The 24,273-nt window shown below is 36.8% G+C and carries 28 protein-coding genes; 22 read left to right on the top strand and 6 right to left on the bottom strand.

What is annotated here, in order from left to right:
• The first annotated feature begins 36 nt into the window (after positions 1 to 36).
• From ACQKII_RS03595 to ACQKII_RS03610, 4 genes are all read left to right on the top strand, one after another.
• Positions 37 to 552, top strand: coding sequence for an RNA polymerase sigma factor (locus ACQKII_RS03595; protein WP_427456402.1), 516 nt, complete (start codon positions 37 to 39; stop codon positions 550 to 552).
• Positions 539 to 1,210, top strand: a complete 672-nt coding sequence (locus tag ACQKII_RS03600) for a TIGR04104 family putative zinc finger protein (RefSeq protein WP_427456404.1) — start codon at positions 539 to 541, stop codon at positions 1,208 to 1,210. The genes ACQKII_RS03595 and ACQKII_RS03600 overlap by 14 nt, the downstream gene beginning before the upstream one ends.
• Before the next feature lie 153 nt (positions 1,211 to 1,363).
• On the top strand, positions 1,364 to 1,915 hold the full coding sequence (locus tag ACQKII_RS03605) for a biotin transporter BioY (protein ID WP_427456406.1): 552 nt from the start codon (positions 1,364 to 1,366) through the stop codon (positions 1,913 to 1,915).
• A 13-nt stretch (positions 1,916 to 1,928) separates the two neighbouring features.
• Entirely contained in the window at positions 1,929 to 3,512 is a 1,584-nt protein-coding gene (locus ACQKII_RS03610) for an amidohydrolase (RefSeq protein ID WP_427456408.1), read from the top strand.
• A 338-nt stretch (positions 3,513 to 3,850) separates the two neighbouring features.
• Here ACQKII_RS03610 and ACQKII_RS03615 read toward each other — a convergent pair whose 3' ends face one another.
• Positions 3,851 to 4,072 (bottom strand): hypothetical protein, encoded by a 222-nt coding sequence (locus tag ACQKII_RS03615; RefSeq protein WP_427456410.1) that lies wholly within the window; start codon positions 4,070 to 4,072, stop codon positions 3,851 to 3,853.
• 271 nt (positions 4,073 to 4,343) lie between these two features.
• Between ACQKII_RS03615 and ACQKII_RS03620 the strand changes: the two genes are divergently transcribed.
• The 4 genes from ACQKII_RS03620 (at position 4,344) to ACQKII_RS03635 (ending at position 8,472) form a co-directional block, all read left to right on the top strand.
• Positions 4,344 to 6,116 (top strand): glycerophosphoryl diester phosphodiesterase membrane domain-containing protein, encoded by a 1,773-nt coding sequence (locus tag ACQKII_RS03620; protein WP_427456412.1) that lies wholly within the window; start codon positions 4,344 to 4,346, stop codon positions 6,114 to 6,116.
• A 123-nt stretch (positions 6,117 to 6,239) separates the two neighbouring features.
• A complete protein-coding gene (locus ACQKII_RS03625) occupies positions 6,240 to 7,187 on the top strand; it encodes a stalk domain-containing protein (protein WP_427456414.1) in 948 nt (315 codons plus the stop codon).
• A gap of 173 nt (positions 7,188 to 7,360) precedes the next feature.
• Positions 7,361 to 7,891 carry a cysteine hydrolase family protein gene (locus tag ACQKII_RS03630; RefSeq protein WP_427456416.1) on the top strand — a complete coding sequence of 177 codons (531 nt, stop codon included), beginning with the start codon at positions 7,361 to 7,363 and terminating at the stop codon, positions 7,889 to 7,891.
• Positions 7,892 to 7,917: 26 nt separating this feature from the next.
• Entirely contained in the window at positions 7,918 to 8,472 is a 555-nt protein-coding gene (locus ACQKII_RS03635; RefSeq protein WP_427456417.1) for an N-acetyltransferase family protein, read from the top strand.
• A gap of 269 nt (positions 8,473 to 8,741) precedes the next feature.
• Here ACQKII_RS03635 and fumC read toward each other — a convergent pair whose 3' ends face one another.
• The 3 genes from fumC to ACQKII_RS03650 all read right to left on the bottom strand — a co-directional run bounded on the left by fumC (position 8,742) and on the right by ACQKII_RS03650 (position 12,617).
• Entirely contained in the window at positions 8,742 to 10,133 is a 1,392-nt protein-coding gene (fumC, locus tag ACQKII_RS03640; RefSeq protein WP_427456419.1) for a class II fumarate hydratase, read from the bottom strand.
• Positions 10,134 to 10,690: 557 nt separating this feature from the next.
• Entirely contained in the window at positions 10,691 to 10,909 is a 219-nt protein-coding gene (locus ACQKII_RS03645) for a hypothetical protein (protein ID WP_427456421.1), read from the bottom strand.
• An 85-nt stretch (positions 10,910 to 10,994) separates the two neighbouring features.
• On the bottom strand, positions 10,995 to 12,617 hold the full coding sequence (locus ACQKII_RS03650) for an ABC1 kinase family protein (RefSeq protein WP_427456423.1): 1,623 nt from the start codon (positions 12,615 to 12,617) through the stop codon (positions 10,995 to 10,997).
• 335 nt (positions 12,618 to 12,952) lie between these two features.
• Between ACQKII_RS03650 and ACQKII_RS03655 the strand changes: the two genes are divergently transcribed.
• A complete protein-coding gene (locus ACQKII_RS03655) occupies positions 12,953 to 13,162 on the top strand; it encodes a hypothetical protein (RefSeq protein ID WP_427456425.1) in 210 nt (69 codons plus the stop codon).
• A 222-nt stretch (positions 13,163 to 13,384) separates the two neighbouring features.
• On the opposite strand, the gene ACQKII_RS03660 is transcribed toward ACQKII_RS03655, so the two are convergent.
• The gene (locus tag ACQKII_RS03660; RefSeq protein ID WP_427456427.1) at positions 13,385 to 14,209 is read right to left on the bottom strand and encodes an SDR family oxidoreductase; all 825 of its coding nucleotides are present in this window, start codon (positions 14,207 to 14,209) and stop codon (positions 13,385 to 13,387) included.
• 100 nt (positions 14,210 to 14,309) lie between these two features.
• Between ACQKII_RS03660 and ACQKII_RS03665 the strand changes: the two genes are divergently transcribed.
• From ACQKII_RS03665 to ACQKII_RS03690, 6 genes are all read left to right on the top strand, one after another.
• Positions 14,310 to 14,843, top strand: coding sequence for a TetR/AcrR family transcriptional regulator (locus ACQKII_RS03665; protein WP_427456429.1), 534 nt, complete (start codon positions 14,310 to 14,312; stop codon positions 14,841 to 14,843).
• 231 nt (positions 14,844 to 15,074) lie between these two features.
• Positions 15,075 to 15,464: a YybH family protein gene (locus tag ACQKII_RS03670; protein ID WP_427456431.1), complete on the top strand. Its 390-nt coding sequence runs from the start codon at positions 15,075 to 15,077 to the stop codon at positions 15,462 to 15,464.
• A gap of 348 nt (positions 15,465 to 15,812) precedes the next feature.
• Complete coding sequence (locus tag ACQKII_RS03675) at positions 15,813 to 16,076, top strand: hypothetical protein (RefSeq protein ID WP_427456433.1); 264 nt, start codon at positions 15,813 to 15,815, stop codon at positions 16,074 to 16,076.
• Positions 16,077 to 17,397: 1,321 nt separating this feature from the next.
• Positions 17,398 to 18,126 (top strand): AAA family ATPase, encoded by a 729-nt coding sequence (locus ACQKII_RS03680; protein WP_427456435.1) that lies wholly within the window; start codon positions 17,398 to 17,400, stop codon positions 18,124 to 18,126.
• On the top strand, positions 18,123 to 19,346 hold the full coding sequence (locus ACQKII_RS03685) for a GNAT family N-acetyltransferase (RefSeq protein ID WP_427456437.1): 1,224 nt from the start codon (positions 18,123 to 18,125) through the stop codon (positions 19,344 to 19,346). The genes ACQKII_RS03680 and ACQKII_RS03685 overlap by 4 nt, the downstream gene beginning before the upstream one ends.
• A gap of 107 nt (positions 19,347 to 19,453) precedes the next feature.
• Positions 19,454 to 19,600, top strand: a complete 147-nt coding sequence (locus ACQKII_RS03690) for a hypothetical protein (RefSeq protein WP_427456439.1) — start codon at positions 19,454 to 19,456, stop codon at positions 19,598 to 19,600.
• 193 nt (positions 19,601 to 19,793) lie between these two features.
• Here the strand turns inward: ACQKII_RS03690 and ACQKII_RS03695 are convergent, their stop codons facing one another.
• Positions 19,794 to 21,176, bottom strand: a complete 1,383-nt coding sequence (locus tag ACQKII_RS03695; RefSeq protein ID WP_427456441.1) for a PLP-dependent aminotransferase family protein — start codon at positions 21,174 to 21,176, stop codon at positions 19,794 to 19,796.
• 105 nt (positions 21,177 to 21,281) lie between these two features.
• On the opposite strand from ACQKII_RS03695, the gene ACQKII_RS03700 reads away from it, so the two are divergent.
• The 7 genes from ACQKII_RS03700 (at position 21,282) to ACQKII_RS03730 (ending at position 24,267) form a co-directional block, all read left to right on the top strand.
• The gene (locus tag ACQKII_RS03700) at positions 21,282 to 21,731 is read left to right on the top strand and encodes a GNAT family N-acetyltransferase (protein ID WP_427456443.1); all 450 of its coding nucleotides are present in this window, start codon (positions 21,282 to 21,284) and stop codon (positions 21,729 to 21,731) included.
• Between the two features lie 27 nt (positions 21,732 to 21,758).
• Complete coding sequence (locus ACQKII_RS03705) at positions 21,759 to 22,199, top strand: GNAT family N-acetyltransferase (protein ID WP_427456444.1); 441 nt, start codon at positions 21,759 to 21,761, stop codon at positions 22,197 to 22,199.
• A gap of 108 nt (positions 22,200 to 22,307) precedes the next feature.
• Entirely contained in the window at positions 22,308 to 22,709 is a 402-nt protein-coding gene (locus ACQKII_RS03710) for a hypothetical protein (protein WP_427456446.1), read from the top strand.
• Between the two features lie 318 nt (positions 22,710 to 23,027).
• A complete protein-coding gene (locus tag ACQKII_RS03715; RefSeq protein ID WP_427456448.1) occupies positions 23,028 to 23,636 on the top strand; it encodes a CPBP family intramembrane glutamic endopeptidase in 609 nt (202 codons plus the stop codon).
• A gap of 75 nt (positions 23,637 to 23,711) precedes the next feature.
• A complete protein-coding gene (locus ACQKII_RS03720) occupies positions 23,712 to 23,921 on the top strand; it encodes a hypothetical protein (protein ID WP_427456450.1) in 210 nt (69 codons plus the stop codon).
• The gene (locus ACQKII_RS03725) at positions 23,922 to 24,107 is read left to right on the top strand and encodes a hypothetical protein (RefSeq protein ID WP_427456452.1); all 186 of its coding nucleotides are present in this window, start codon (positions 23,922 to 23,924) and stop codon (positions 24,105 to 24,107) included. It abuts the gene before it with no gap.
• Positions 24,100 to 24,267, top strand: a complete 168-nt coding sequence (locus tag ACQKII_RS03730; protein ID WP_427456770.1) for a hypothetical protein — start codon at positions 24,100 to 24,102, stop codon at positions 24,265 to 24,267. The genes ACQKII_RS03725 and ACQKII_RS03730 overlap by 8 nt, the downstream gene beginning before the upstream one ends.
• Positions 24,268 to 24,273 lie beyond the last annotated feature (6 nt).

Consider the following 24,273-nt stretch of genomic DNA (forward strand, 5'->3'; position numbering starts at 1 on the left):
ATCCGTCAGTAGTTTAGAAAGAAGGTGAGGACAGCGATGGAAATCGAACAAATTATAACAGAGCACAGTGATTATTTACTAAAGGTTGCTTATTTATATGTAAAAAATGAAGCGACCGCTGAGGACATTGTGCAGGATGTGTTTATCGCCTTTTATCAAAAACAAGAGCAGTTTCGGCAAGAATCATCATACCGTACATATTTAGTGAAAATGACCGTTAACCGAAGCCACGACTATTTACGCAGCTGGAAAAGTAAACGGCTGTCACTATTCGAAAAAATAACGGGGCGCACGACAACGGTCACTCCTGAAAAAGAGTTACTTGCTAAGTCTACAAAGCGTGAGTTAGTGGATGCTTTATTTACATTATCTGTGCCATACAGAGAGGTGCTCATTCTTTATTATTTCGAAGATATGACCACAGTAGAAATTGCACAGCTTGTTCGTTGCCCAGAAGCAACGGTACGAACGAGATTACAGCGTGCTAGAAAACAGCTAGCAACAGCAATCGGTGACTATGACTGGGAGGTGTTACGCCATGAATCAATTTAAGGAAGATGTGTTAACAGAGCTACAGGATATTAAGCTTTCAGCCGAAAAAAAGCAAGCAATCGTTCAAAAAGTGCGTGGGAAAAGCAAACCGAGAAGTAGTAGTCAGTGGCAGTATCGAATCGTGCTTGCAACTTTCACCGTGTTTGTCCTTACTTTTACTTACGTATTATCGCAGGGCAAAGATGACCGTACGGCGGGGAGTCAGCAGGCGGCAGCCAAACAGCAGGACACGGATACGTGGAGTTTTTGGACATTTTTTGACTATGACTTAGTGCGAGGAATACTACTCTTTATTCTGTTCATAGGTGTCACATTTCTGGTAAAACGCTTATTGCTAAAAAAGGGCTATGGTTTACCTGTCTGTGTCGAGTGTGCAGAAACTTGGACACACAAACAAGCGCGTAAATTTTATCGTAAAAACGGACAAATGGCATGTCCATATTGCGGGAAAAAGCAATATCGGACGAAAAAATCAGTCCAATTAGCCGGAATACTCAATATTCCGATTCCTATGATGGTATTCGTGAATCATTTTTTCGATAACTTTTTTATTGGAATTGGCTTTTTTTTCGCAGGTGTCTTTATTTATTATTATCAATTAGCGCCTTATATCTTTGATCTACAAGAAGATGATCCTATGAATGAGCCTCTTTGGTAAGAAAGATTGATGAAGAGAAGGGAATTGCTAGTTCGATAGCAATTTCTTTTTCTAGCAATATTTCAAAATACATTGACAACAGATTTCTTTTGTTTTATCTTTGTGTTAACTTAATTTATTAATTAGTTAACGTACAAAGGGAGGCAATTTAGTTTGAAGAAGAGTCATACATATAATTATGTGTTAGCGGCATTTGGTGCAGCAATTATTGCTGTACTCGCGCAAGTAACGATTCCACTACCACTTATTCCAATTACAGGACAAACATTAGCAGTCGGTTTAATCGTCACAATTTTAGGCACGAAGCTTGGCACAATATCGGTATTTTTATATATTTTATTAGGTGCTGCCGGTATGCCAGTGTTTAGTGGGATGTCAGGAGGATTTGCAATATTAGTAGGGCCGACAGGCGGGTATATTGTTGGCTTCCTCGTAACAGCTATTATTATGGGGTTATACTTAGATAAATTCGGCATTACTATTGTACATGCGGTCATTGCTAATATAATTGGAATGGCTGTGACATTGACATTCGGTACAGTGTGGTTAAAAATTTTAGCGGATTTATCTTGGACGGCTGCATTTATGGGCGGCGTTGCTCCGTTTATCGTTGTCGGTATTTTGAAAGCAGTAATAGCGGCATGGCTTGGTGTTGTTGTGCGTCGCCGCTTAGAGCAAGCGCATCTAATTGAAGCAATAGCATAGGAGGAGAATTGTTTTGGCCACGTTATGGACAGGTGGAACGATTTACACGATGACAAAAGTTGGCGAAACGGTTGAAGCTGTGCTTGAACAAGACGGAAAAATAGTGGCAACAGGCTCAGTAGAGAGCTTGTTGCCACAAGCTGCTTCTATCCAACAATTACATGGAAGTGTGATGTACCCAGGGTTTGTCGATAGTCATTTACATATCATTGGTTATGGTGAGAAATTAAAGCATATTGATGTATCTAAGGTGAGAAGTAAGGACGAACTCCTTACCATTATTCGTGAACGGATGGAATATGCTACGCCGGAAGAATGGATCATGGCCATTGGGCTCAATGAAACGCAATTTATAGTTCCCGTTTTCCCGACATTAGCGGAGCTTGATGCACTCGGTGAGGCCCATCTTATTATCAAGCGGAGCTGCCATCACTTAATAGTAGCGAATTCAAAGGCTCTTGCTTTTGCAGAGATTACAAATGATACACCATCACCTGAGGGCGGTATTATTGACAAAGTGAATGGACAAGTCACAGGTGTCCTAAAGGATGCAGCGCTCTATTTGATTGTCAATCATATGCCACATATTACGCCTGCTTATATTGAGGATGCCCTTGCAAAAGCTGTGACTTCACTACAATCATACGGTCTTGTTGGAGGACATTCTGAAGATTTAAGCTACTACGGATCGCCAAGTCAGCCAATAGCTGCTTTTCGAAAAATCGTTGAAGAACAGAAATCTTTTAAAGTGCACTTACTACAACATCACACTGTTTTTGAGGAAGTTGTTCAACTACCTCAAGAACAATCAATTTTTTTAGAGTTTGGGGCGATGAAGATCTTCATCGATGGCGCTTTTGGTGGGCGAACGGCGGCTCTCCGAAAACCTTATAGTGATGAGCCTAACAATAGTGGGATGCTTGTGCATGCAACAGAGCAGTTAGCGGTGTATGTGCAGCTTGCAAGAAGGTATGGACAAACGGTAGCTGTCCATGCGATTGGTGATTTGGCGATTACTACAATTTTAGAGGTGTTTGCCAAATATCCACCTCGAGAAGGACAATTAGACCGCGTTATTCATTGTAGCTTGGTTGATAAGGGCATCTTGGAAAAACTTGTAGCGTTGCCTATAGCAGTGGATATGCAACCACAGTTTATTCAAGGCGAATATGAAGCGGAGCTTGCAAGGTTAGGTAAGCAGCGGGTAGAAGGCTTACATCCATTGAAATCGCTCCTGGGTCAAGGGCTTATTGTAGCAGGAGGTAGTGATGCGCCCATTGAAGAGCCTAACCCATTACACGGAATTTACGCTGCTGTGACCAGACGAAATTTTGGTGAGATCCATGAAGGTTATGGTGCGCGCGAGAAAATTTCGCGCTTCGAGGCTGTACGTTTGTATACAGTAGGAGCATCAGAGATTATCGGACAGCAACATGTTAGAGGGAAGATTGAAGCAGGATATACTGCGGATTTTACGGTGTTTGATGAAGATATTTTTAGCGTAGACATCGAAAAAGTTCCAGATATTGAGGTTATGTATACAGTTATTGATGGACAAATTGTCTATAAAAAAACAAAAAATCGCTGTGAAGAATAATCTTCACGGCGATTTTTTTGTCTAAAGAGTCCATAAAGTGAAACTTCAATCAGTAGGGGTTTTCTTCATCCCCCACAATAAATAGAGGAACACATGCTAAAACCTTCACATCCTGTGAAAAAGCTTGTGTGACCAACATCCTGTCGCTTCCGCTGCGCTTTCGCACATAAAACATTTGTTGCCCCGAACCAATCGGGCTTTTACGGTCAGTTGATCGCCCACTTAGTGACTCATTCTCCTCTTTCCACTTGAAGTGGGCGTCTTGTACCTGACGGCTTCGCTCTCGGAATAGATAAATTGCGGGATAAATATAAAAATAGTCAACGATGCTACCTATTTTATTTTGAGTTGTGTCTTTCGGACAATTTTTTCACTTGTAGCTCCAAATTATCCACGCGCGTAGTGAGTCCATCAACTTTTTGCAGAAGTGTGTCTTGAGGTGGCAAAGTTGCCAATGGTTTTAATTTTTTTATCATTTTTATCATAACGTAAAAAATGGCTATGAAAATCAGTAGCATTATAATTGTACTAATAATGTCACCAATATTAAAGTTCTCCATATGTATACCCCCGTTTATAAGTTTTGCTATCTCTATTTACCGTTTCAGCTGGTAATAAGTTTCAAAAAATTTATCAGTTTGTGCTAAAGCATAAATCTCGAGATGTGGAATGACATACTATAATGGACAAATCCTTCTACAGATAAGGATTTTTATCTTGGAAGGAATTGAAAGTATATTTCGTTTCATATCTTATAGAAAGATATTGAGGGAAAAATGTAGTAAGTACTTTATTGGGGAAATAAGTTAGTATGCGACTGGGGGTGAATGAATGCACAAGGCAGGTCAAATTATACGACTAGCTATCTACAATATTTATATGTACCGCATTGATTATATACAGGTTTTTGCACTGATTCGGCTATTTCAGTTTTTATTGATTGTACCAGTCACAACGGTTGTTTTTAAGCTAATGCTGCGCGTAACCGGCTACACACATATTACAGAGGAAAATATTCAAAGCTTTTTAGCGCATCCCTTCGTTATAGGTATGATCCTTATTTGGGTAATGGTCGTGCTACTATTTATTTATTATGAGATGGGCTTTTTATTTTTAATGGCTTTTAATCAGCAGCGCGGTATTCGTTATCGATTTTTAACAATTTGGCAGCAACTCAATCGTAAAGTCGTCTATTTTTATAGCGTTCAGGTAATCTATTTAATTGTTTATATTGCCTTGTTATTACCTCTAGCTTCATTTATGCTACCTCTGACGTTAACCCAAGCCATTGCCATTCCACATTTTATGACCGATGAATTAATGCTGAGTCGATCAGGAAAGTTACTGTATGCTGCAATCGCAAGTGTATTAGGTATTATTGGCGTACGAAGTATCCTGACATTGCCGATTTTTACGATTCAACCAAGGATTTCAATTCGCCAATCGTTCGTACAAAGTTGGCGCTTTTCAAGAAGAGGTTTGTTTGAATTACTCGTGTTACTGGCTATGATTTTAACGAGTCACTTACTGTTATTAGTAGGTATTACCGTTGTGAGTACATTACCACTATTTATCTTAGAACGTGTATGGCCAAGTACTGCACTATTAACAGCCGGTATGACATTAGCATTTTTAGAAATCGCCTTTGTCGTGTTATTTAGTTTGTTACAGGCCATGTTTTCACAGGTGATGGTAGCAATTACCTACAATACGCCTCTCATATCGAAAACTAAAATTTCACCAAATTTGAAAAAGCGTTACAAACGATTATCAATTCTAGTTTGCATCGTATTTATCGTATTAAGTGTAATCAATATTAATTCTTTGGAGAAAAGTGTTTATGCACCTGATACGAAAATTATCGCACACCGAGGTTACACGGCAGAAGCTGTAGAAAATACGATTGGTGGGCTTGTTAGGGCCGCCGCTGCAGGTGCAGACTTGGTAGAATTAGATATTCAGCAAACCGAAGACGGAGAATTTGTCGTGTTTCATGACCGTACATTAAGGAGATTAGCGGGTAAAAATGGCGTAGTAACGAATATGACCCTAAGTGAATTAAAGACAATTTCAGTCCACTCAGATGGTTATAGCGATAAAATTTCTTCTCTTGATGATTTTATTGAGATGGCGAAAGCTCTTGATGTTGCATTACTGATTGAGTTAAAAGTGCAAGGGAATGAATCAGAGGACTTGTTGCCAAGCTTAGTGAAAAAGCTAAAGGATCATCAGGTACTTGATACGTACTATGTCCAGTCAGCGAGCTCCCAATTGATGACACAGTTAAAGAAATTAGCCCCTAACTTACGTGTTGGCATTGTCTATGCGCTCACTGTTGGTTCAATGAGTGATGCGACTGTAGATTTTATAGCATTAGAAGAATCTTGGGTATCAGATAACTTAATAGCTGAATTACAGCAAAGCAATATGGATTTATTCGTTTGGACTTTAAACAAAGATCGTTCTCTACAAGAGTTTATTGGAAAAAATGTTGCAGGGGTTATTACGGATCATCCAGATATAGCATTGGATATTAGGACAAAGCAAAGTGAACATCAATACTTTTTACAACGAGTATTACATCGATTGCAATTCGTTTTTTAGCTGTTTCATGTAGTATATTATCTTAAAATGGTGAATGATAAAAATTATATGGTAATGTTGTAACCTTTTTCATTTTAAAACGACTACTACTATGAATTCGTGAAATGAAGGAGATGCTTTTTTATGAAAATGACAAAAGTCGTACCATTTGCAATGTCAGCATTATTAATCGGAGGCGCTATAGTAGCACCATCTGCATCAGCAAACGGAGGAGAGGCAGTAGTGACGAACGCTCAAAATGACGAAGCACAAAAGCCTCAAGTACAGCCAATCTTTATTAAAGTAGCAGGCACAGTTGATAATGTGGAAGTACGTGACAATGCTACATATTATACGGTTAAAGAAGGCGAAAACATTAACGTATTTGTTGTGAATGAGGACACGCTTGTTTTCGATAATACTGGTAAAGAAGTAAAACTTCAAAAGGGTGATAAAGTAACGGCTTACACGTATGCGAAAAAACCGATGCTGATGATTTATCCACCACAATATAACCCAGAAGTACTTATTGTTGAAACAGAAGAAATGGGCAGTGTAACAGTTGACTTTTTCAATAAAGATTTAGTGAACGCAGATAACACGTTAAAATTAAATGTGGGTAAAGAAACTGCAGTTCAAAGTTTATCTGGCAAAGATGTGACTGTTGAAGATTTAGCAGAACAACATTTACTTGTGTTCTATACCATTACAACAATGAGTATCCCCGCACAAACGCCTCCATCAAAAGTAGTGGTTTTAGACACTATCGTTGAAGAGCCAGGAGAAGTAGACCCAGGAGAAGTAGATCCATCAGAATCAGCTGTAGATGAAATTATTAAAAGTGATTTTTATGAAGTAGAGGGTACGACAATGGTTCCTTTACGATTAATTGCTGAAGAACTTGGCTTTAATGTAGAATCAACAGGAAAAGGTGCAATCGTGTCAAAAGGCGCATTATCGTATACGATTACACGTGGTGAAAAAGCATACGGCTATAACAAAGCACTTCGTTACTTTAAAGTCGCACCAGCTTTACTAGAAGCAACAAAAACATATGTACCTGTTGAATTTGTTGAAGAATTATTAAAATAAAATGCCTACATACCTTCCATGCCTTGTGCAATGGGGGGTATTTTTTGTTATTATGAGGTAATTAAGGATTGAAGTTACTTCAATGATGGGCAATGCAGTCGTTATCTTTAAATCGAAAACAATTCCATACAATAATAATATAGAAAAATCTAAAATCTTGCAGGGGGAATAATATGAAACAGGCATTGGTCATTATAGATATGCAAGAAGTCTTCTTTATGGATAGGAAGAATTATTTATTTGAATCTGAGCGAGTTGTAGAAAATATTAATAATTTAATTAAATGGGCTAGAGCTAACGACATTCAGGTAATTTTTATACAGCATACGGATTTAGGGCAAGATGATGATATGGCATTTGGCAAGCCTGGATGGGAGCTTCATAATGGACTCCTTAAACAGCTGGAAGACAAAGTTATACAAAAAACAACTTGGGATGCATTTTATGGCACAGAATTAGCACAATATTTACAGGATTCTATGATTGAACAGCTCATTTTTGTTGGAGCTCAAACGGAATTTTGTTTAGATACTACGATTCGCAGTGCATTTAGTAATGGATACCATCATAATATTTTAATAGAAGGTGCACATAGTACCATAAATAGTGAAGTTTTGGATGCTGAACAGATCATTAAGCATCATGAATGTATATGGAATAATCGATTCGTTAACATTCAGCCAAGTACTAACTATCAGGCGTAAGTGGCCTATCAAAGAAAGGAGTCGCTATGCTCATCAAGCAACAAGAATTTTTTATCAAAGGGCTACAATATACGATTAGGTCTGCTATTGAAGCAGATGCGAGAGCATTATCCGCATTAAGGGTACAAATTGACGGGGAGACTGAAAACCTAGACCGAGAAAAAGGTGAAGCCTTTATAGATACAAAAGGATTTCAACAGTTGATAAAAGCGGATACTGAGCATCCTCATAACCTATTTTTAGTGGCAATTGTTAATAACAAAATTATTGGGTTTTCAAGATGTGAAGGTTTTGAGTTAAAAAGACTTTCGCATAAAGTAGAATTTGGTGTAGGTGTCTTAAAGGAATTTTGGGGATATGGCATAGGGAAGAATTTCTTGAAACAATCAATTGCCTGGGCTGATGCCAACGATATTAAAAAAATGGCTTTGAACGTATTAGAAACGAATGACAAAGCTATTGCGCTCTATGAAAAACTAGGCTTTGAAATAGAAGGACTATTGAAAAATGATAAAATACTATCTGACGGTAATTACTATAATACAGTTGTAATGGGAAGATGCAAGAAAGTATCTTACTAGTACGGCAATGTCAAAATAAACCCAGCTAAGTGAGTAGAATGCTAGCTGGGTTTTTCGTCAACAAATTTTGCATTTGGTAAAATAATTACTTGCTTTTTATAAGCAACTAAAGGGTGAGGTTGTTTTTTTTATAGTGGAAAGCCAAAAAAGATTGAAGCGAATTGCTTCAATCTTTTTTGCTTACACATTCTAATAATAAGGTACGCATTATCTAAAACATTGATATAGCAATGTACTGTCAGCTTGGTGTGGCTAACATGCACTTTATGTCACTTTGCGTTTGGATAAATCATCGTAGCCGGATCAACGTATTCATCGAATTGTTCTTCCGTTAGTAATCCTGAGGCAATTGCAGCTTCTTTTAATGTTGTGCCTTCATTGTGGGCTTTTTTCGCAATTTTTGCTGCATTTTCATAACCGATATATGGATTTAATGCTGTAACTAGCATTAATGAATTTTGAAGATTATGGTCAAGAACCTCTTTATTTGGCTCGATGCCAACTGCACAGTGATCATTGAATGATTTCATAGTATCAGCAAGTAGTCGAGTGGATTGTAAGAAGTTATAAATAATTACTGGTTTAAAGACGTTAAGCTCAAAGTTCCCTTGAGAAGCGGCAAAGGCAATCGTTGCATCATTACCAACAACTTGTGTCACAACCATTGTCATGGCTTCACTCTGAGTAGGGTTCACTTTACCTGGCATGATGGATGAACCGGGTTCATTTTCTGGAATTGTTATTTCACCGATACCAGAACGAGGGCCACTTGCTAACCAGCGCACGTCATTAGCAATTTTCATTAAGTCTGCAGCGAGTGCTTTTAAAGCACCATGTGCCACTACAGCTTCATCATGACTTGTGAGCGCATGGAATTTGTTTGCTGCTGATGTAAAGCTTTTACCAGTTAACGCACTAATTTCGGCAGCTACACGGTCACCGAATTCAGGATGTGCATTAATGCCCGTACCAACTGCAGTTCCACCAATAGCTAGTTCTTTCATATATTCCACATTGTGTTTAATCATTCGTTCGGATTTTTCTAGCATCGCAGACCATCCGCTAATCTCTTGACCTAATGTCAGTGGAGTAGCATCTTGTAAATGTGTACGTCCGATTTTAATAATATCTTTAAAGTTTGCCGCTTTGTCGTCAAAAGTTGCTTTTAGTAAACGAAGGCGGGGAAGTAAGTAATCTTCTACTTTTAGCACAGCAGCAATATGCAAAGCTGTTGGGAATGTATCGTTTGAGCTTTGTGATTTGTTGACATCATCGTTTGGATGAATGCGATCTGCCTCACCAGCATCCTGTAAAATTTGGTTGGCACGATGCGCAATGACTTCGTTCACATTCATATTTGATTGTGTACCACTACCCGTTTGCCACACAACAAGTGGGAATTGGTCATCCCACTGACCGTTTAAAACTTCGTCAGCCGCTTGCACAATCGCATGAGCTTTAATATCTGACAGCTTGCCCAGCTTGTTGTTTGTGATGGCTGCGCTTTTCTTTAAAATAGCCATTGCTTGCACTAACTCAATCGGCATGTGTTCTGTGCCTATTTGGAAGTTCTCTTTACTGCGCTGTGTTTGTGCGCCCCAAATTTTATCAGCAGGTACCTTAATTTCACCCATAGTATCTTTTTCAATACGATAATCCATTAATAACAGCTCCTTTGTTTATGTAAATTATAGCGCCGATGTTTCGTTTTGCGAAGAAAATAGGAACAGCAGCAACCAGAAAATATAATTAAAAAAAACGGATATTCTTAGTCTGATGTAAGAATATCCGTTTGATACATGCTTATTCAAAAAAGAGGGGGATTCTGAATTAAGCATTTGGAGAAAAGAAATAATCTATTGATAATGATAATTGTTATCAATTAAAAAGTCAATAACTTTACTTGAAGAAATTTAAATTAATTGAGAATAGTTTGCAACCGCTGATAAACTCGAATGCTAGAATGAATGTCCAAGATGTTGTGCAACATAAATTATACTTACAAGATATTCTAATATTACTTGCCTTCGTCCATGTATTACCCCTCATTGGAACTCTGTAAACCACTTCGCCAGATACAGTTCTATCTCTGACTAAAAGAGTATGGAAAGAGCATGTAAACCATCAAAAACGCTACCATCTCATTTAAGGATGAAACGATAGCATTGGCATTTAGTTTGTATATGCCTCCAGTAATTTTAAGAGGGGAGGGAGGTAGTTATCTTTTTTTCTTGCCGAGATCTTTGGTTAATGGTTGTTTTTTCGTTATTTTTTCAAAAATCACATGTACATGATATTTGTGGTCATCCATTTTAATAATCTCTACAACTTTTGCTTTACGACCTTTAATATGGACTTGCTCATCAATATCGGGAATTCGCACTAACAGCTGATTTAAAACGTCGGTCTTATTTTCATAATAATGTACAACATTCATGTTCTATGGTCTCCTTATTGCTTATTTTAGTCAATTTATGAGGAGTGCCTTGGATGTAGAACATTTGAAATAAGTTCTTTTAGAGTCAGTACATAGTTTTTCGGTTCATAAGTTTTAACCATTTTCGTTGTCTCCAACTACTTATGAGATAAAAAAATGAAGCAACAGCTAACACACCGATTGAAAATTTCCAAAGTATAGAAAAATGCAAGTAAATACCTGTAAAGGTCCCTATAAATCCTAGTACGCTTAAAATAAACGTCTGCTTTTTTTGATTTTCATAGATTAAAAAATAAAAATCCCTTTGTTGTAGCACTTCTTTTTGAACGACTAATCGCTGAGGAGATTCTATTAAATCTTTCAGGGAATGAAATATTCTAAAGATGGGTAAGGCATTTATCCACTGTAAAACTAACTTCCAAGTATTTGAGTTTCCTTGTTTTAACCAGTCTGAAAATGCAGGTTTTATTATATCTATCATCTCATTATTTGGATTAATTGTTTGCAGCATTCCTTCAATTGTAACGAAGGAGCGCCCCAGAAAGATAAATCGAGTGGGCACTTGTATAGGAAGTGATTTTACTATGTCATTCATTTCTTTTTTGACAGCAAATAAATCCATCTCTTTCATCTGATTTAGATCCAACGTTAAAACTTCTTTTAATAGATTTTCAATGATGTTGAGATTGGCTCCCGGAAGTAAAAACCCCAAATCCTTTAGTATTACGGATGCTTGGGCATAATTCTTTAATAAGATGGCTTGCATTAAATTTTGAAAATTTGTAGCATCTTTTTTAGATATTTCACCTACCATGCCAAAATCAAGAAGAACGATTGTACCGTTCGATTGTATCAAGACATTACCTGCATGTGGATCGGCATGAAAAACTCCAGCCTCTAACCATTGTGGAAGAAAAATTCGAATTAAACGCTGAGCTAGTTCCTCTCGATTGATTTGAGACCTATCTAAAAAATCTATATCTGTTATTCTTACGCCATCTATCCATTCCATCACCAGTACTTTAGATGTGCAAATTTGGGGGTAAGTGTCTGGGATAGTAAATTGGTGATGGGCTGCAAAGCGGTCACGAAAATGACTAATGGTTTCCAATTCTTTTTTGAAATCTAGTTCTCTTTCAATGACGAATTTTAGTTCTTTGAATAGCATTTTAAAGTTGATAAATTCTTTAGGAATAGGTGCAAAGTGTTGAGTGAACCAAATAATAATAGCTAATGAACGAAAATCAGTTCGCATAATCGAAGGGATTGATGGTCGTTGAACTTTAATAGCAACGTCTGTTCCATCCATTAATTTCCCACGATAAACCTCTCCGATGGATGCTGAAGCAACTGCTTTTGTTTCAATTGAAAGAAGAAAATTTTCAATTGGTGCTCCCCATTCTTTTTCCAATACACTTTTTATGTCCTCCCAAGAGGATGGCGGTACTTGATCCACTAGGTCTTGTATTTGATCGATAAAACTACTAGGCAGCAAATCTTTGCGAATACTTATAAATTGCCCTACTTTAATTAGTACTCCTTCTAGCTCAAAAAGAATTTGACGAAATTGTCGTCCAAGCTTTTCCCACAGTACTTCCCATTCCTTATCAGATTTTTTGCGAATACGAAACCAATAAACTCGAAGAAACATAGAAAATGCAAAAGAAAGAATCTTCCACATTCGATACCAACTTTTCCTATTTTTCATTCAAACACCTCCAGTAAAGCATTTACAATAATAAAGCAAGTATTAAATAGTTATTCTCTACCTATTATATACAATATAAGGAAAAAAGGTTAGCGATCTTTGATATGTTTAATAGGGATAAAAGTAGTTGTTACCTTAACAGAATAGCTATGACATTTTAAGGTGAGTTCAGGTTGAGATAGGAATCAATGAGGCACTTTTTATACGCCATGTGTTTAATTGTGTGCCTGCACATGATATAATGAGGCGCTTAAGATAATTAAGACTTTTATTTATAATTGAACGGATGCCAAGAAAAGCCTCCGCAAAGCGATAAAAAATGGAGGTGTAAGAGAATGAATAAACAATGGACGATTGATAAAATTAAAGAATTTGTTGAGAACAATTCGGAAAGTAAGTTGCTAACGACGGAATATCACGGTTTTTCTCAAAAGTTACTATTAAAATGTGCATGTGGAAGTAACTTTGAAAAAACATTTACGAAATTTAAAAATAAAAATCAACGTAAATGTGACGTCTGCCAACCGCCAAAAGCGTCACGCTAAATGTATGGCTAATAAAAGAAGTGCTGATTTCCCTGAAGAGAAATTGGCGCTTTTTTGTTGATTTAAGAAGGATTGACGAGCTTTTGTTGAAGTTATTGAACTAAAGGAAAAGTCAAGCATTATTTCTATTTCACAGCAGCTAATAAGAATTGAAAAAGAGTTGGTTCAGCACGAATGCTGAACCAACTCTAAGGCTGTAAAAACTCGAAGAATTCGAGTTTTTTATTTTTTTTGTAATGCTTGAAGTCGATTTAAGTTAGCGATCGTACCACCATCTACTCGTAAGTCTATACCTGTAATATAGGAAGCTGCATCGCTAAGGAGGAATTCAATAGCTGTTGCGATTTCAGAAGCTTCACCTTCACGATGTAAAGGTGTGTTATCAAGCATTGTTTTCATTTCCTTTTGTTGAGAAGCTTCTTGACGGCCCATAGGTGTATTGATAGTACCAGGAGAGATAGATGTAATACGAGCTCCTTTTTCGCCCCATGTCCAAGCTTGATCTTCAACGATTAACAGTACGCCTAATTTTGATAAACTGTATGCTGCACCTGAATTACCTTGCGTAAATTGCTCCATTAATTCGCTAACGTTCTCAGCTAAAGGTTGTTTTAAAACTTCAGAATAAGGGCCTACACGAGGTGCCATATGGCCACTCATTGAAGAGATACATACGACAGCAGTACCTTGCGTTGCAATGGCGAGAAATGCATCTAAAACAATGCCTGTACCAACTAAGTTTACTTCTGTAATACGTTTAGAATCAGCCATTGTTGGTGATAGGCCCGCAGTGTGTACTAAACCTTTTAGTGTGCCTAGTTCAGAAGCTTTTTTTGCTAATGCAGCAACGTTTTCTTTTGAAGTAATATCAACTGTTTGATAATATACATCCGTAATCCCTTTAGCAGCTAATTCTTCCTTTGTTTGAAGTAAACGCTCTTCAGAAACATCTGCTAATAGTACCGTTCCTTTTTTACCAACTAATTCAGCGGTTGCTTTGCCCATACCACCAGAACCACCCGTAATAACATAAACGTTTTTTGTCATTTTAAATTCCCCCTAAATATGTGATAACTTTATTGTAAACGCCTACATATTGAAACGAACGAGACATTTTAACCGGAATTGTCTAGAGGAGTGACATAATTTGAAAACTGCAAAAGAAACAATCATTGAAGTATTTTTAAAGTTATTAAATGAAAAAAACTTTGAAGAATTGACGGTGAAAGAAATTGTTCAAAAGGCAAGAATTTCGCGCTCGACGTTTTATTTACATTTTGCAGATAAATATGAGCTAATGGAAGAAGTGAGAAAGACATTGAATGATCGCTTTTTATCGTTTTACCAGCATGGACAGTCCAATTGGGAAAAGCCAATTCCTCTACATTTGTGTGAACATATTATTAAATATCGCTCTTTTTATGAAATGGAATTTGAAGATTCAAATGCTACTCGAAAGTTATCAAACAAACTAACCGTTTATTTATTGCAAGCATTTGGCGACCAAGACTATGCCATATTCGCAAGCTACGGCACAATAGGCTATTTAAGTTTCTGGGTAAAAGATGGTTTTGCAATTAGTCCAGCTGAAGCAGCGGAGAAATTATTAAAAATAGGGTTAACGAATTGGTCAAAAGAAGTGGAACTTGAAGTTTTTTTAAATAATAATGAAACGAATTAAAACGTTGCTACTTTCAAGAACATTTGCGGAATATGGTGAAAATCCTGCACGGTTTCAAGAAAATGACTATAATTATTATTAAATGAAAAGGGGCGATTGTTCAAGTAGAGTGGTCGCTTCTTGTGTTAACGTTGAAGCTTAGTTTAAGAAGAATCATTAAAAAAGATGTACATTCAACCGATATTCATTGTGTAAAATATATCTAATACACCATTTTAGGAGGCAGATATAATGGAACATGACTTAAAAGCGTTAATAAATAAGTGTGATCGTGCAATAAAACAAGAAGATTATGATACATTAATGAATTATTATACAGATGATGCAATACTAGTTGTAAAACCTGGAATGATTGCACGTGGTAAAGAGGAAATCAAAAACGCATTTATTGCCATTGCAAAATACTTTAATAACAGTATTGTACCCACTCAGGGAGAAATGATTATTTTAGAAGCGGGAGATACGGCGTTAGTAATTTCTCAAACGTTACTTCATGCAGATAAAGAGGAACTTGAATACGCTATGGACAGAAGGGCAACATATGTATTTAAGAAAAATTTGCATGGGGAATGGCTGTGTGCAATTGACAACTCATATGGTACAGAACTAATCAATAACTAGACATGAAAGAATTGTGACGTTTGTACTTCAACGATTAGAGGGCGTTGATTCAATAAAGGTTAACGTTTGCCTTGAGGAATTTTTTTATGGAGCAGGTCAGGTTAGTAGAAGATTAATAGATATACTTTTGACGTGAAGTTTAATACAATAGACAGTTTAAGGAAGGTAGTAATTTTTTGATGTTTTTTTAAAACAGATACGTCTTTTCGTTTGGTTTAATTGAAAAGAACCCAGCTTATTTTTTTTTTGTTTTCATTAATGAATGAATATAGTATATACTTTTATAGTCCTATATTTGCAGATAAAGTAGGAACTTAATTTAATAGAAAGTTTTATTGGAGGTTTATTATGAATTATAAAATTATTAACAAACAAGTATTTGAACAGGCACAGGTACGTTCGGTTTCAGACGTTCCATTCACGGAAGAAGAACTTCAAAACGGTATGAAGTTAGTTGTCTCTAAGGCGGATGAGACCCTTGTTTTATATTTAGTGGATGTAAACGGTCAGAAGAAATTCGAAGTCCGTTGGGATGATTCGTCCGAAATTTTCAACGGTTGGTATTCAGCTTGGGATAATTTCGCTTGGTGCCTAAATATAGTGAATAATTAAAAATGATACATTAAATAATATCAACTAAAAACGAACTTATACTTTGTTTTCAGTTGGTATTATTTGTTTCCGACAAATGCATTGGTTTCTATCTTCGATTATTTCTCGACAGTAGAGAAGCCAGCAAACAAGAGTTTTCACTTTTTCTAATAGCGTAAATCAAGTGCGTTGATCTAAAAGGATTAACGCTCTTTTTGTTGAGTTTCTTGTAAATCGAAGCAGATTTATTTTCAGGAACTTTTTTCTATTCCATTCGTATAAGAGTTAAACACGGAGTGGCAAGGCATTATTCATGCGTAACCGATATTTTTAGCTTTTAAGAATAACGTGAGAGCGGGTGTGCCGATCCGCTTCAATGAAAGATTTCTAGTAAGAAACAGTTTAATATGGTAAGTAGAAGTTAGTTGAAATAGAACGATTCTGTGCATTTGTATAGGCAGTTCTGTTTTTTACCTAAGACTACAATTATGATCTTTCGGTGAAACAGATGTAGTAGGCTCCGACAGTATGATTTACGGGGCATTTGTTTTTTAATCAGCTGTCTCTGTTTCTTGTATTGCACGTAAATCTAAACAGAGGAAGCAGTGGCAAGGAATATTTGTGCTTGTTGGCAAATGGATGTTGCATTTATGGGCTTTATTTCGCGTTAAAATAAGTAGAGCTGCGATTGTAAGCTTACTCGAGTTGGCAATTAGTGCTGTTTTGAGTTTATTTTCGTAGTCATTTCCAAGAAATCGATACTGTGTGTAAGCTGGATTATGTGGCAAATGGTGCATAATTTGCATGAATAATTTTAATAAGGGCGATTCTTAGTGAGAACTTTTTTAGACAAATTGATGAGGAATTAACCTTCGTACACTGTTTAGGTGTATGTGGTAGTGCGGAATTGAGACAGTTCCTTACATGAGATATTCAAAGAAGAAAGAGAAGCGCAAGGGAAGACACCTATGATTTTGATGCATCGTTATTATAGCATAATTTTATGGTTGATTTTAGAAATCACTTGTGTTTTTAAGGTTATTTCTCGGGAAATATTAAGTAGATAATAGCTGTTGTGGTGGTAGTATTTGTGCTTTTAAAGAATTATTTGAGCTTAGGCATTCAGTATTGCTCGATATTTAGAATGATGATGATTTTATGCGTTGTCGTAATATTCTTACTTTTAATTCGGTTTCTCATTGTAAGACTTACTTGGTCGCATATTTCGCTTATCGGCATTAGCCTTTATTGATTTTCGAAGCATTTACTTTGAATTTGGAGAAATGAACGGTTTCAGAGCGTGTGCGAGCGTTATAATAGAAGCAAGGGGAGTGAAAACTGGATGTATTTAAAATCTTGTAAAGTATTAAAAGATGAAATGGATGGAAAACATGGATATCCGTTTAATATACCGAGTTTGCAGGATTTACAAGAGCTAGAGTTTCCGACGAATGTGACGTTCTTTGTTGGGGAAAATGGCTCTGGCAAATCAACTTTACTGGAAGCTATAGCGGACCGTTGTGATTTTAATACAGCTGGTGGCGGACGACAGAATTTGTATGATGTACATAAGGCAGAATCGGCACTTGGGGAATACATTCGTTTATCTTGGTTGCCAAAAGTTTCAAACGGTTTTTTCTTAAGAGCAGAGACGTTTTATCAATTTGCTAGTCATATTGATTTGTTAGAACACCCGAATAAATATGCTGCATACGGCGGCAAGTCTTTACACCATCAGTCACACGGCGAGTCGTTTTTATCCTTGTTTATGAACCGATTCAAAGATAAATCCATTTATTTACTGGATGAGCCGGAAGCCGCATTGTCACCGACAAGGCAGCTGAGTCTACTTAAAATTATGAAGGATTTAGAAAATAAGGCACAGTTTATTATTGCCACACATTCACCGATTTTATTAGGCTATCCAAATGCTACAATCTATAGTTTTGATGATGGGGGAATTGAATCGATTCGCTACGAAGACACGATTCATTATGTTGTAACGAAGCGGTTTTTAAATGCTCCAGAAACAATATTTGCTGAGTTATTTGATGAGGAGAGAGAATCATGAATCAACGTAAAGGCTTAGTCATGAGAGAAATTCGTGTAGATGAAATGGCACAGTCGATTGATTTACTTAATTATGTGTTTCAAATGTCAATGTCTATTAATAAGGATCGTCGTTTTGTGAATGCGAAAAGTAAGCAGTTCGATGAAGGGCATGCAATTGGTTGGTTTGATGGCACCCAGCTAGTGTCACAAATATTAAATCTACCATTTCAAGTAAATGTTCATGGCAAGCTTTATGAAATGGGCGGTATTACAGCGGTTGGAACGTATCCAGAGTATTCGGGACATGGTTTAATGGAAAGTCTCATTATGGAGTGCCTACAACAAATGCGTAATGAACAACGATATGTATCCTATTTATTTCCATATTCTATACCGTATTATCGTAAAAAGGGCTGGGAAATTATGAGCGATATTGTGGAATTTCAAGTGAAGGACACGCAGCTACCACATTATCCAGGGCTAAATGGTAAAATTCGTCGTGTCGACCCAAAACATGAAGATGTCGTAACGATTTATGCTCGCTATGCGAAAAAAACACATGGTGTAATGGTACGTAATAGTATTGCTTGGAATGAAAAATTCCAAGAGGATTTCTGGGAGGAAAAGTTCATTGATAGTGATGTGAAACTACAGGCTGCCGTCTATTACGATGAAGACGATGATCCACAAGGGTATTTGTTTTACCGCATCATGGAAGAAAATTATTATATTGACGAAATCGTATATTTGCAGGAAGAGGCCCGTAAAGGTTTATGGAATTTTGTCTCTGCTCACAGCTCGATGGTTTACAATGTATACGGCAAAACGACGGGGAACGAAGCAGTAGCTTTTTTACTAGAGGATAGCGAGATTATTCAAAAAGTATCACCGTATTTTATGGCTCGTATAGTGGATGTAAAGGAGTTTTTACTACGATATCCATTTATAGGTAATAACTTTCAGCTTCGCTTAGCCGTAAGTGATCGCATTGTGGCTTGGAACAATGGAACGTTTATTGTAACGGTAAAGGATGGCGAAGTATCGGTTGAAAAGTTGAGTGAGCTATTGTCCGAAAATGCAGTTCAACTAACGGTACAAACCCTTGCAACAATGCTGTTAGGTTATAAACGACCTTACTATTTGGAAAAAATCGAACGTTTACACGGTAATGCAGTTGAAATAGCGTTGCTCGAGGCTGTGCTACCTGTAGGGATTCCAACGTTTATCGATTATTTTTAATGGGTGGTACATTATGGAAGGAATTTGCACAACAAGGTTCATGTGTAGGTTCCTTTTTTATGTGCCATAAAATAAGCGTTTCACTGCTAGTAATGAGGACACAATTAGTGAATGGATTGATTCCGTCTATCACAATGCCATATGTTTTTGATGATGAAGTGAAGAGTTCTTCAGTAGCAAGAGGGGTGGCTATTTACTTTTTAATGGATTTACGAGCAGTACCAGAGCATATGCAAAAATACGCACGAAAATAATACATATAAAGGCCTTCACATTGTTATGGGTGAAGGCTTTCATTATTTATAATCAAATCAATTGGTTTGTGGCGAGAAAGTATCTGCATACATAAAAACTATTTCACAAGTAAATTATCGCCTCATTTTCGCTATGCCTTACATTCGAGGAAAATGAGGGAATACCAAATACCTCCATTTCGTTGATAAATTGTTATATTTTATACCAAGCATTTTTTAAAAGCTGTACGCCAAGTTGAATTTCATCCATCTTTAAATTACTAAAACCTAATTGTATGATTGGTTCATGACTTGGCTGTTGTAGAAAGTATGGGCTTGTAGGATATACTTTTACGCCATATTCGAGGGCAGAATGAATAAGTTGCTGTTCTGTAAGATGTGTATGTAACTTAATCAATACATAAAGTCCTGAATGCTCGCCTATTATCGTGATGTGGTCACCGAAATGTATTTTTAACGTTTCTATCAAATAGCTTATTTTATGTTTATAAATGATGCGCATTCTTTTAATATGACGTGTCCATTCCCCTTTTTCCATGAATGTCGCCATCGTTAACTGATGAAGGGACGAAGCATTCTGTTCAAAATGAGCAAAATGTGTCTTATAACGGGCAATAAGTGATTGCGGTAGTACCATATAGCTTAAACGAATGCCTGGTAAAAAAGACTTTGAAAATGTCCCGACATATATGACACGCGATTTTTCAATAGAAGCGAGAGCAGGAAACGGTTGCTGTGCATAACGAAATTCACTGTCGTAATCATCCTCAATAATATAGCCATCTACTTTCTTTGCCCAATGGATTAAGGATTGTCGTTGTTGAATCGACATGGATACACCATAAGGGAAATGATGGGAGGGTGTGACATACATTAAGCGAGATTGCAGGTGATCTAATTGTTGAAGTTGCGTGCCAGTTGCGTGAACAGCTAATGGCACTATAGTGAAATCGTGAAGCTTAAATGCTTCCCGGGCACCGATATAACCTGGATTCTCCACAATCATGCTGTCAAAATCTTGTTTTAGTAGAAAACCAAGATAAACGAGTAATTGCTGTGTACTACTACCGATAATAATATCTTCCTCATTGATCTTTACCCCACGTGCTTGCAGCAAGTAATGAACGAGCTGCTCTTTTAATCGTGGTTCCCCAAAAGGATTTCCATAAACATAACTTTCCGGCAGTTGTAATATTTGATTGGCTATCTGTCGCCAAGTTTTCAAGGGAAAATATTGTTGATCGACAGCGCCTGCTCGAAAATCTACGATGACTGCTTGTTGCACTTTTTTTCCTGTTTGATAGGGCATCGCTTCTTCCTGCAAAAAGACCCGCTCAAAGGCATTTACAAAATAGCCTTTCCGTCCTTCACCACGGATATAGCCCTCAGCAACTAGCTGTTCATACGCAGTTAATGTGGTATTCCGACTAACTTGTAGGGTTTCGGCTAGTTTTCGAATAGAGGGGAGAGAATCGTTGGATTTCAAGTTTCCTTGCTCGATTAACGCCTTGATTTGCTGATAAATCTGTTTATATTTTGCTTCTTCATTTGTAAATGGAAAGATAAAGTCATTCATTAAAACACCCCTTTGACATGTTAGAAAGTTTGGAATTGTTACTTTCTATATGTCAGATTCTTTTTTATTATAGTACATGAATAACAGATGAAAGGGAATGAGGAAATGATGATGAAAATTTGTCTCTTAACACCAGAAACAATTGTGGATGCTGTGCCTTTATTTAGTGCATATCGCCTGTTTTATGGACAGCAAAAAAATGACCAAGAAGCTGAACGATTTTTAACAGAGCGCTTTACTAAAAAAGAATCTATTTTATTTTTAGCCTATTTGGATGAGCAAGCTGTAGGCTTTGTACAGCTTTATCCTACATTTTCATCCGTTGTAATGAAAAAAGCATTTATTTTAAACGATTTATATGTAGCGGAACATGCACGAAAACGAGGTGTAGCACAGTGTTTAATCGAGCAGTGTTATGCTTATTGCGAACAACATGATGCGCGTTATATCTCTTTAGAAACAGCTACGAGCAACTTACGGGCACAAAAATTATATGACAAGATCGGGATGAGAATAGATAACGAAGTGCTTCATTACATCAAGTATTGGACATGATAGTGATACGAAAAGACGGTGATGATGATGACAGAAAAGATACAGGAATTAACAACTTATGAGGAATGGGTAGAAGCATTTCCTATCATGCATCAGCTACGACCAGAATTAACGCTTGAGAGGTATCTGATATTACTTGCGGATATGAGAAAAGATGGTTATACCCTATATGCCTTCTTTAAGAACAAGCAAATTGTTGCAGTAGCAGGTATAAGTTGGCGGGTGAATTTTTATAGTGAACGTCATATTTTTGTCTATGATTTAGTAACCGATGAAACGTATCGTTCCTGCGGCTATGGTGAAAAATTATTAACAGCTATTCAACAGTTGGGGAAAGAAAATGGGGCTCATTATATTTCTTTAGAATCTGGCATCCAAAGAAGCGATGCCCATCGCTTTTATGAAGAAAGACTAGGATATGAAAAATGGTGCTATTCTTTTCGAAAATCATTGCTAATAGATCAATAACGGCGTGAACTACAGAGTTGCTTTTTCCGCGCATTTCAAATTTTGCATTCATGGACATAACGATAGGAAAACCTCACACACTAAGGGAAATAAAAAGGAGGTACTTGGTTGAATTCAACAGTGAAAAGATTGTTTCTCTTAAGTATTTTTATGTTGAGTTTTTCATCGATCACTTATGCAAATAATGTAATTCAGGAGCATACAAATGGACAGGAAGGACAGCTCGTATATCATATTAAATACAATTATGATGCCATTTACAAGTTGCTAGGCATTGATCAAAAAATCTATGATCAATATTGGGGAAATGGACTTTCAATTGCTGAAATGGCAGAGAAGCAGGGCATAGCAAGACACGATTTAGAAGCGCATTTCGTATCATTCCATTATCAAGAAATGCAAAAGTGGCGAGAGAAGGGTGCTATGAACGAACACCACTATTTTGATTTGGTGTATAGATTAAAAGAAGACATTACCGAATTTATTGAACGAAATCCGAATCGAACATGAAAAATGTAAAGCGGCTAGTTTATAACTAGTCGCTTTTTTGATGTTAAATAACGATTGTGAAACATATAATAATTAATGAATAATAATATATTTTTAATGATAATCATTAAAAATCTCTTGCTTTTAAAGCGGGTGTTTAATATGCTAATTGTAACTTGTGATGCCAAATTAATGAGGGGTGGTATTCAACCGGTGATGTTGGGAGTGCAACCAGCGATAATATTAATTCTACCGGCGATATTCACGATACTACCGGCGATACAGCCAATAATAGAGCAGAAGTTGTAGGGGAAATTTCAACGTAGGGGGAATTCGAAAATGATGGAAAGTTTAATAAATGCAGTGGTTCAGGTAGTAATATTTTCAGCAATACCGTTTGTTTGGTGGGTCTTCTCGGCAAGAAAGGAACGCTCATTTTTAGCATGGATTGGTTTGAAAAAGCCAATTATTGAAAACAAACGGAATTATTACGGAATATTTCTAGTGACGATTGTCTTATTAGTTGTGCCTATCAATATGATTATCTACTATTTTGTGGATAGCTCATTATTAGCTTCAAATCGTTTTACGGATCTTGGTTTTTCTGCGATGATTCCTGCGCTAATCTATGCAATTCTTCAAACAGGTTTGTCTGAGGAGCTATTTTTTAGAGGGTTTTTAACGAAAAGATTGATAAATAAATTTGGTTTTTATCAAGGGAATGTCATGCAAAGCTTAATGTTTGGTAGCATTCATGGGTTCATGTTTTTTTCTTCAACTCATGTAGTAGGTGTGCTATTAATCGTCATTGCTACTTCAGTTGCAGGTTATTTAATGGGCTGGATCAATGAGCAAAAATCAAATGGATCCATTATCTCAAGTTGGATGATACATAGCATTGCAAATATTACTGCTTCTTTTATGGCAATGTTTAATATCTTTTACTAATTTCATTGTGGTTGTAATAGCCCGATTTGCATTTCATCATTCTCCCTTGCATAATAAAGCGAGAGGTGTTTAGCAGTGAATTTTATAGAGAAAGCAATAACAGGATGCTTGATTGTTGGTTTCGTCATGTTGGCAGGACGTCTAGTAACAACAATCTGCACGTACTTTGAAGTTGATTTCCCGACATTTTTTACAGATTATCATGTCGTCTCCCTCGTTATACTAATAATCGGCATAATTGGAACTGAGCTATTAAATGTTCGAAAAAAGAAGGGAAGAGCGTAAATGACAGAATGGCCGAAGGGTGTAGCAAAGCCAGCAATACGAGCTTTAAATGCGGCGGGTTATACAGAATTGAAGCAGCTTGAACAGGTCGATTTAACAACATTAAAGGATTTACATGGGATGGGGCCTAAAGCGTTAGCTGCGATTGAGAAGGAACTGAAAGAAAGTAGGAATGCTAGTGAATAAACTGTCCTTATTTTTACTCGCAATGGTGGTCTATTATATCATTGTTGTTTTTGTAATAAGCAAGTTATTTGTGATTCCCCTTATGAAGTTTATGGCACTCGTTTTCTTTATTGGGGCAGGCTATATTTTCTCACGGAAAATGCGCAAGAAGTTACAGTAGGAGGTT

The organism is Lysinibacillus sp. NPDC048646, assembly GCF_050272295.1.
Classification (GTDB): domain Bacteria; phylum Bacillota; class Bacilli; order Bacillales_A; family Planococcaceae; genus Lysinibacillus.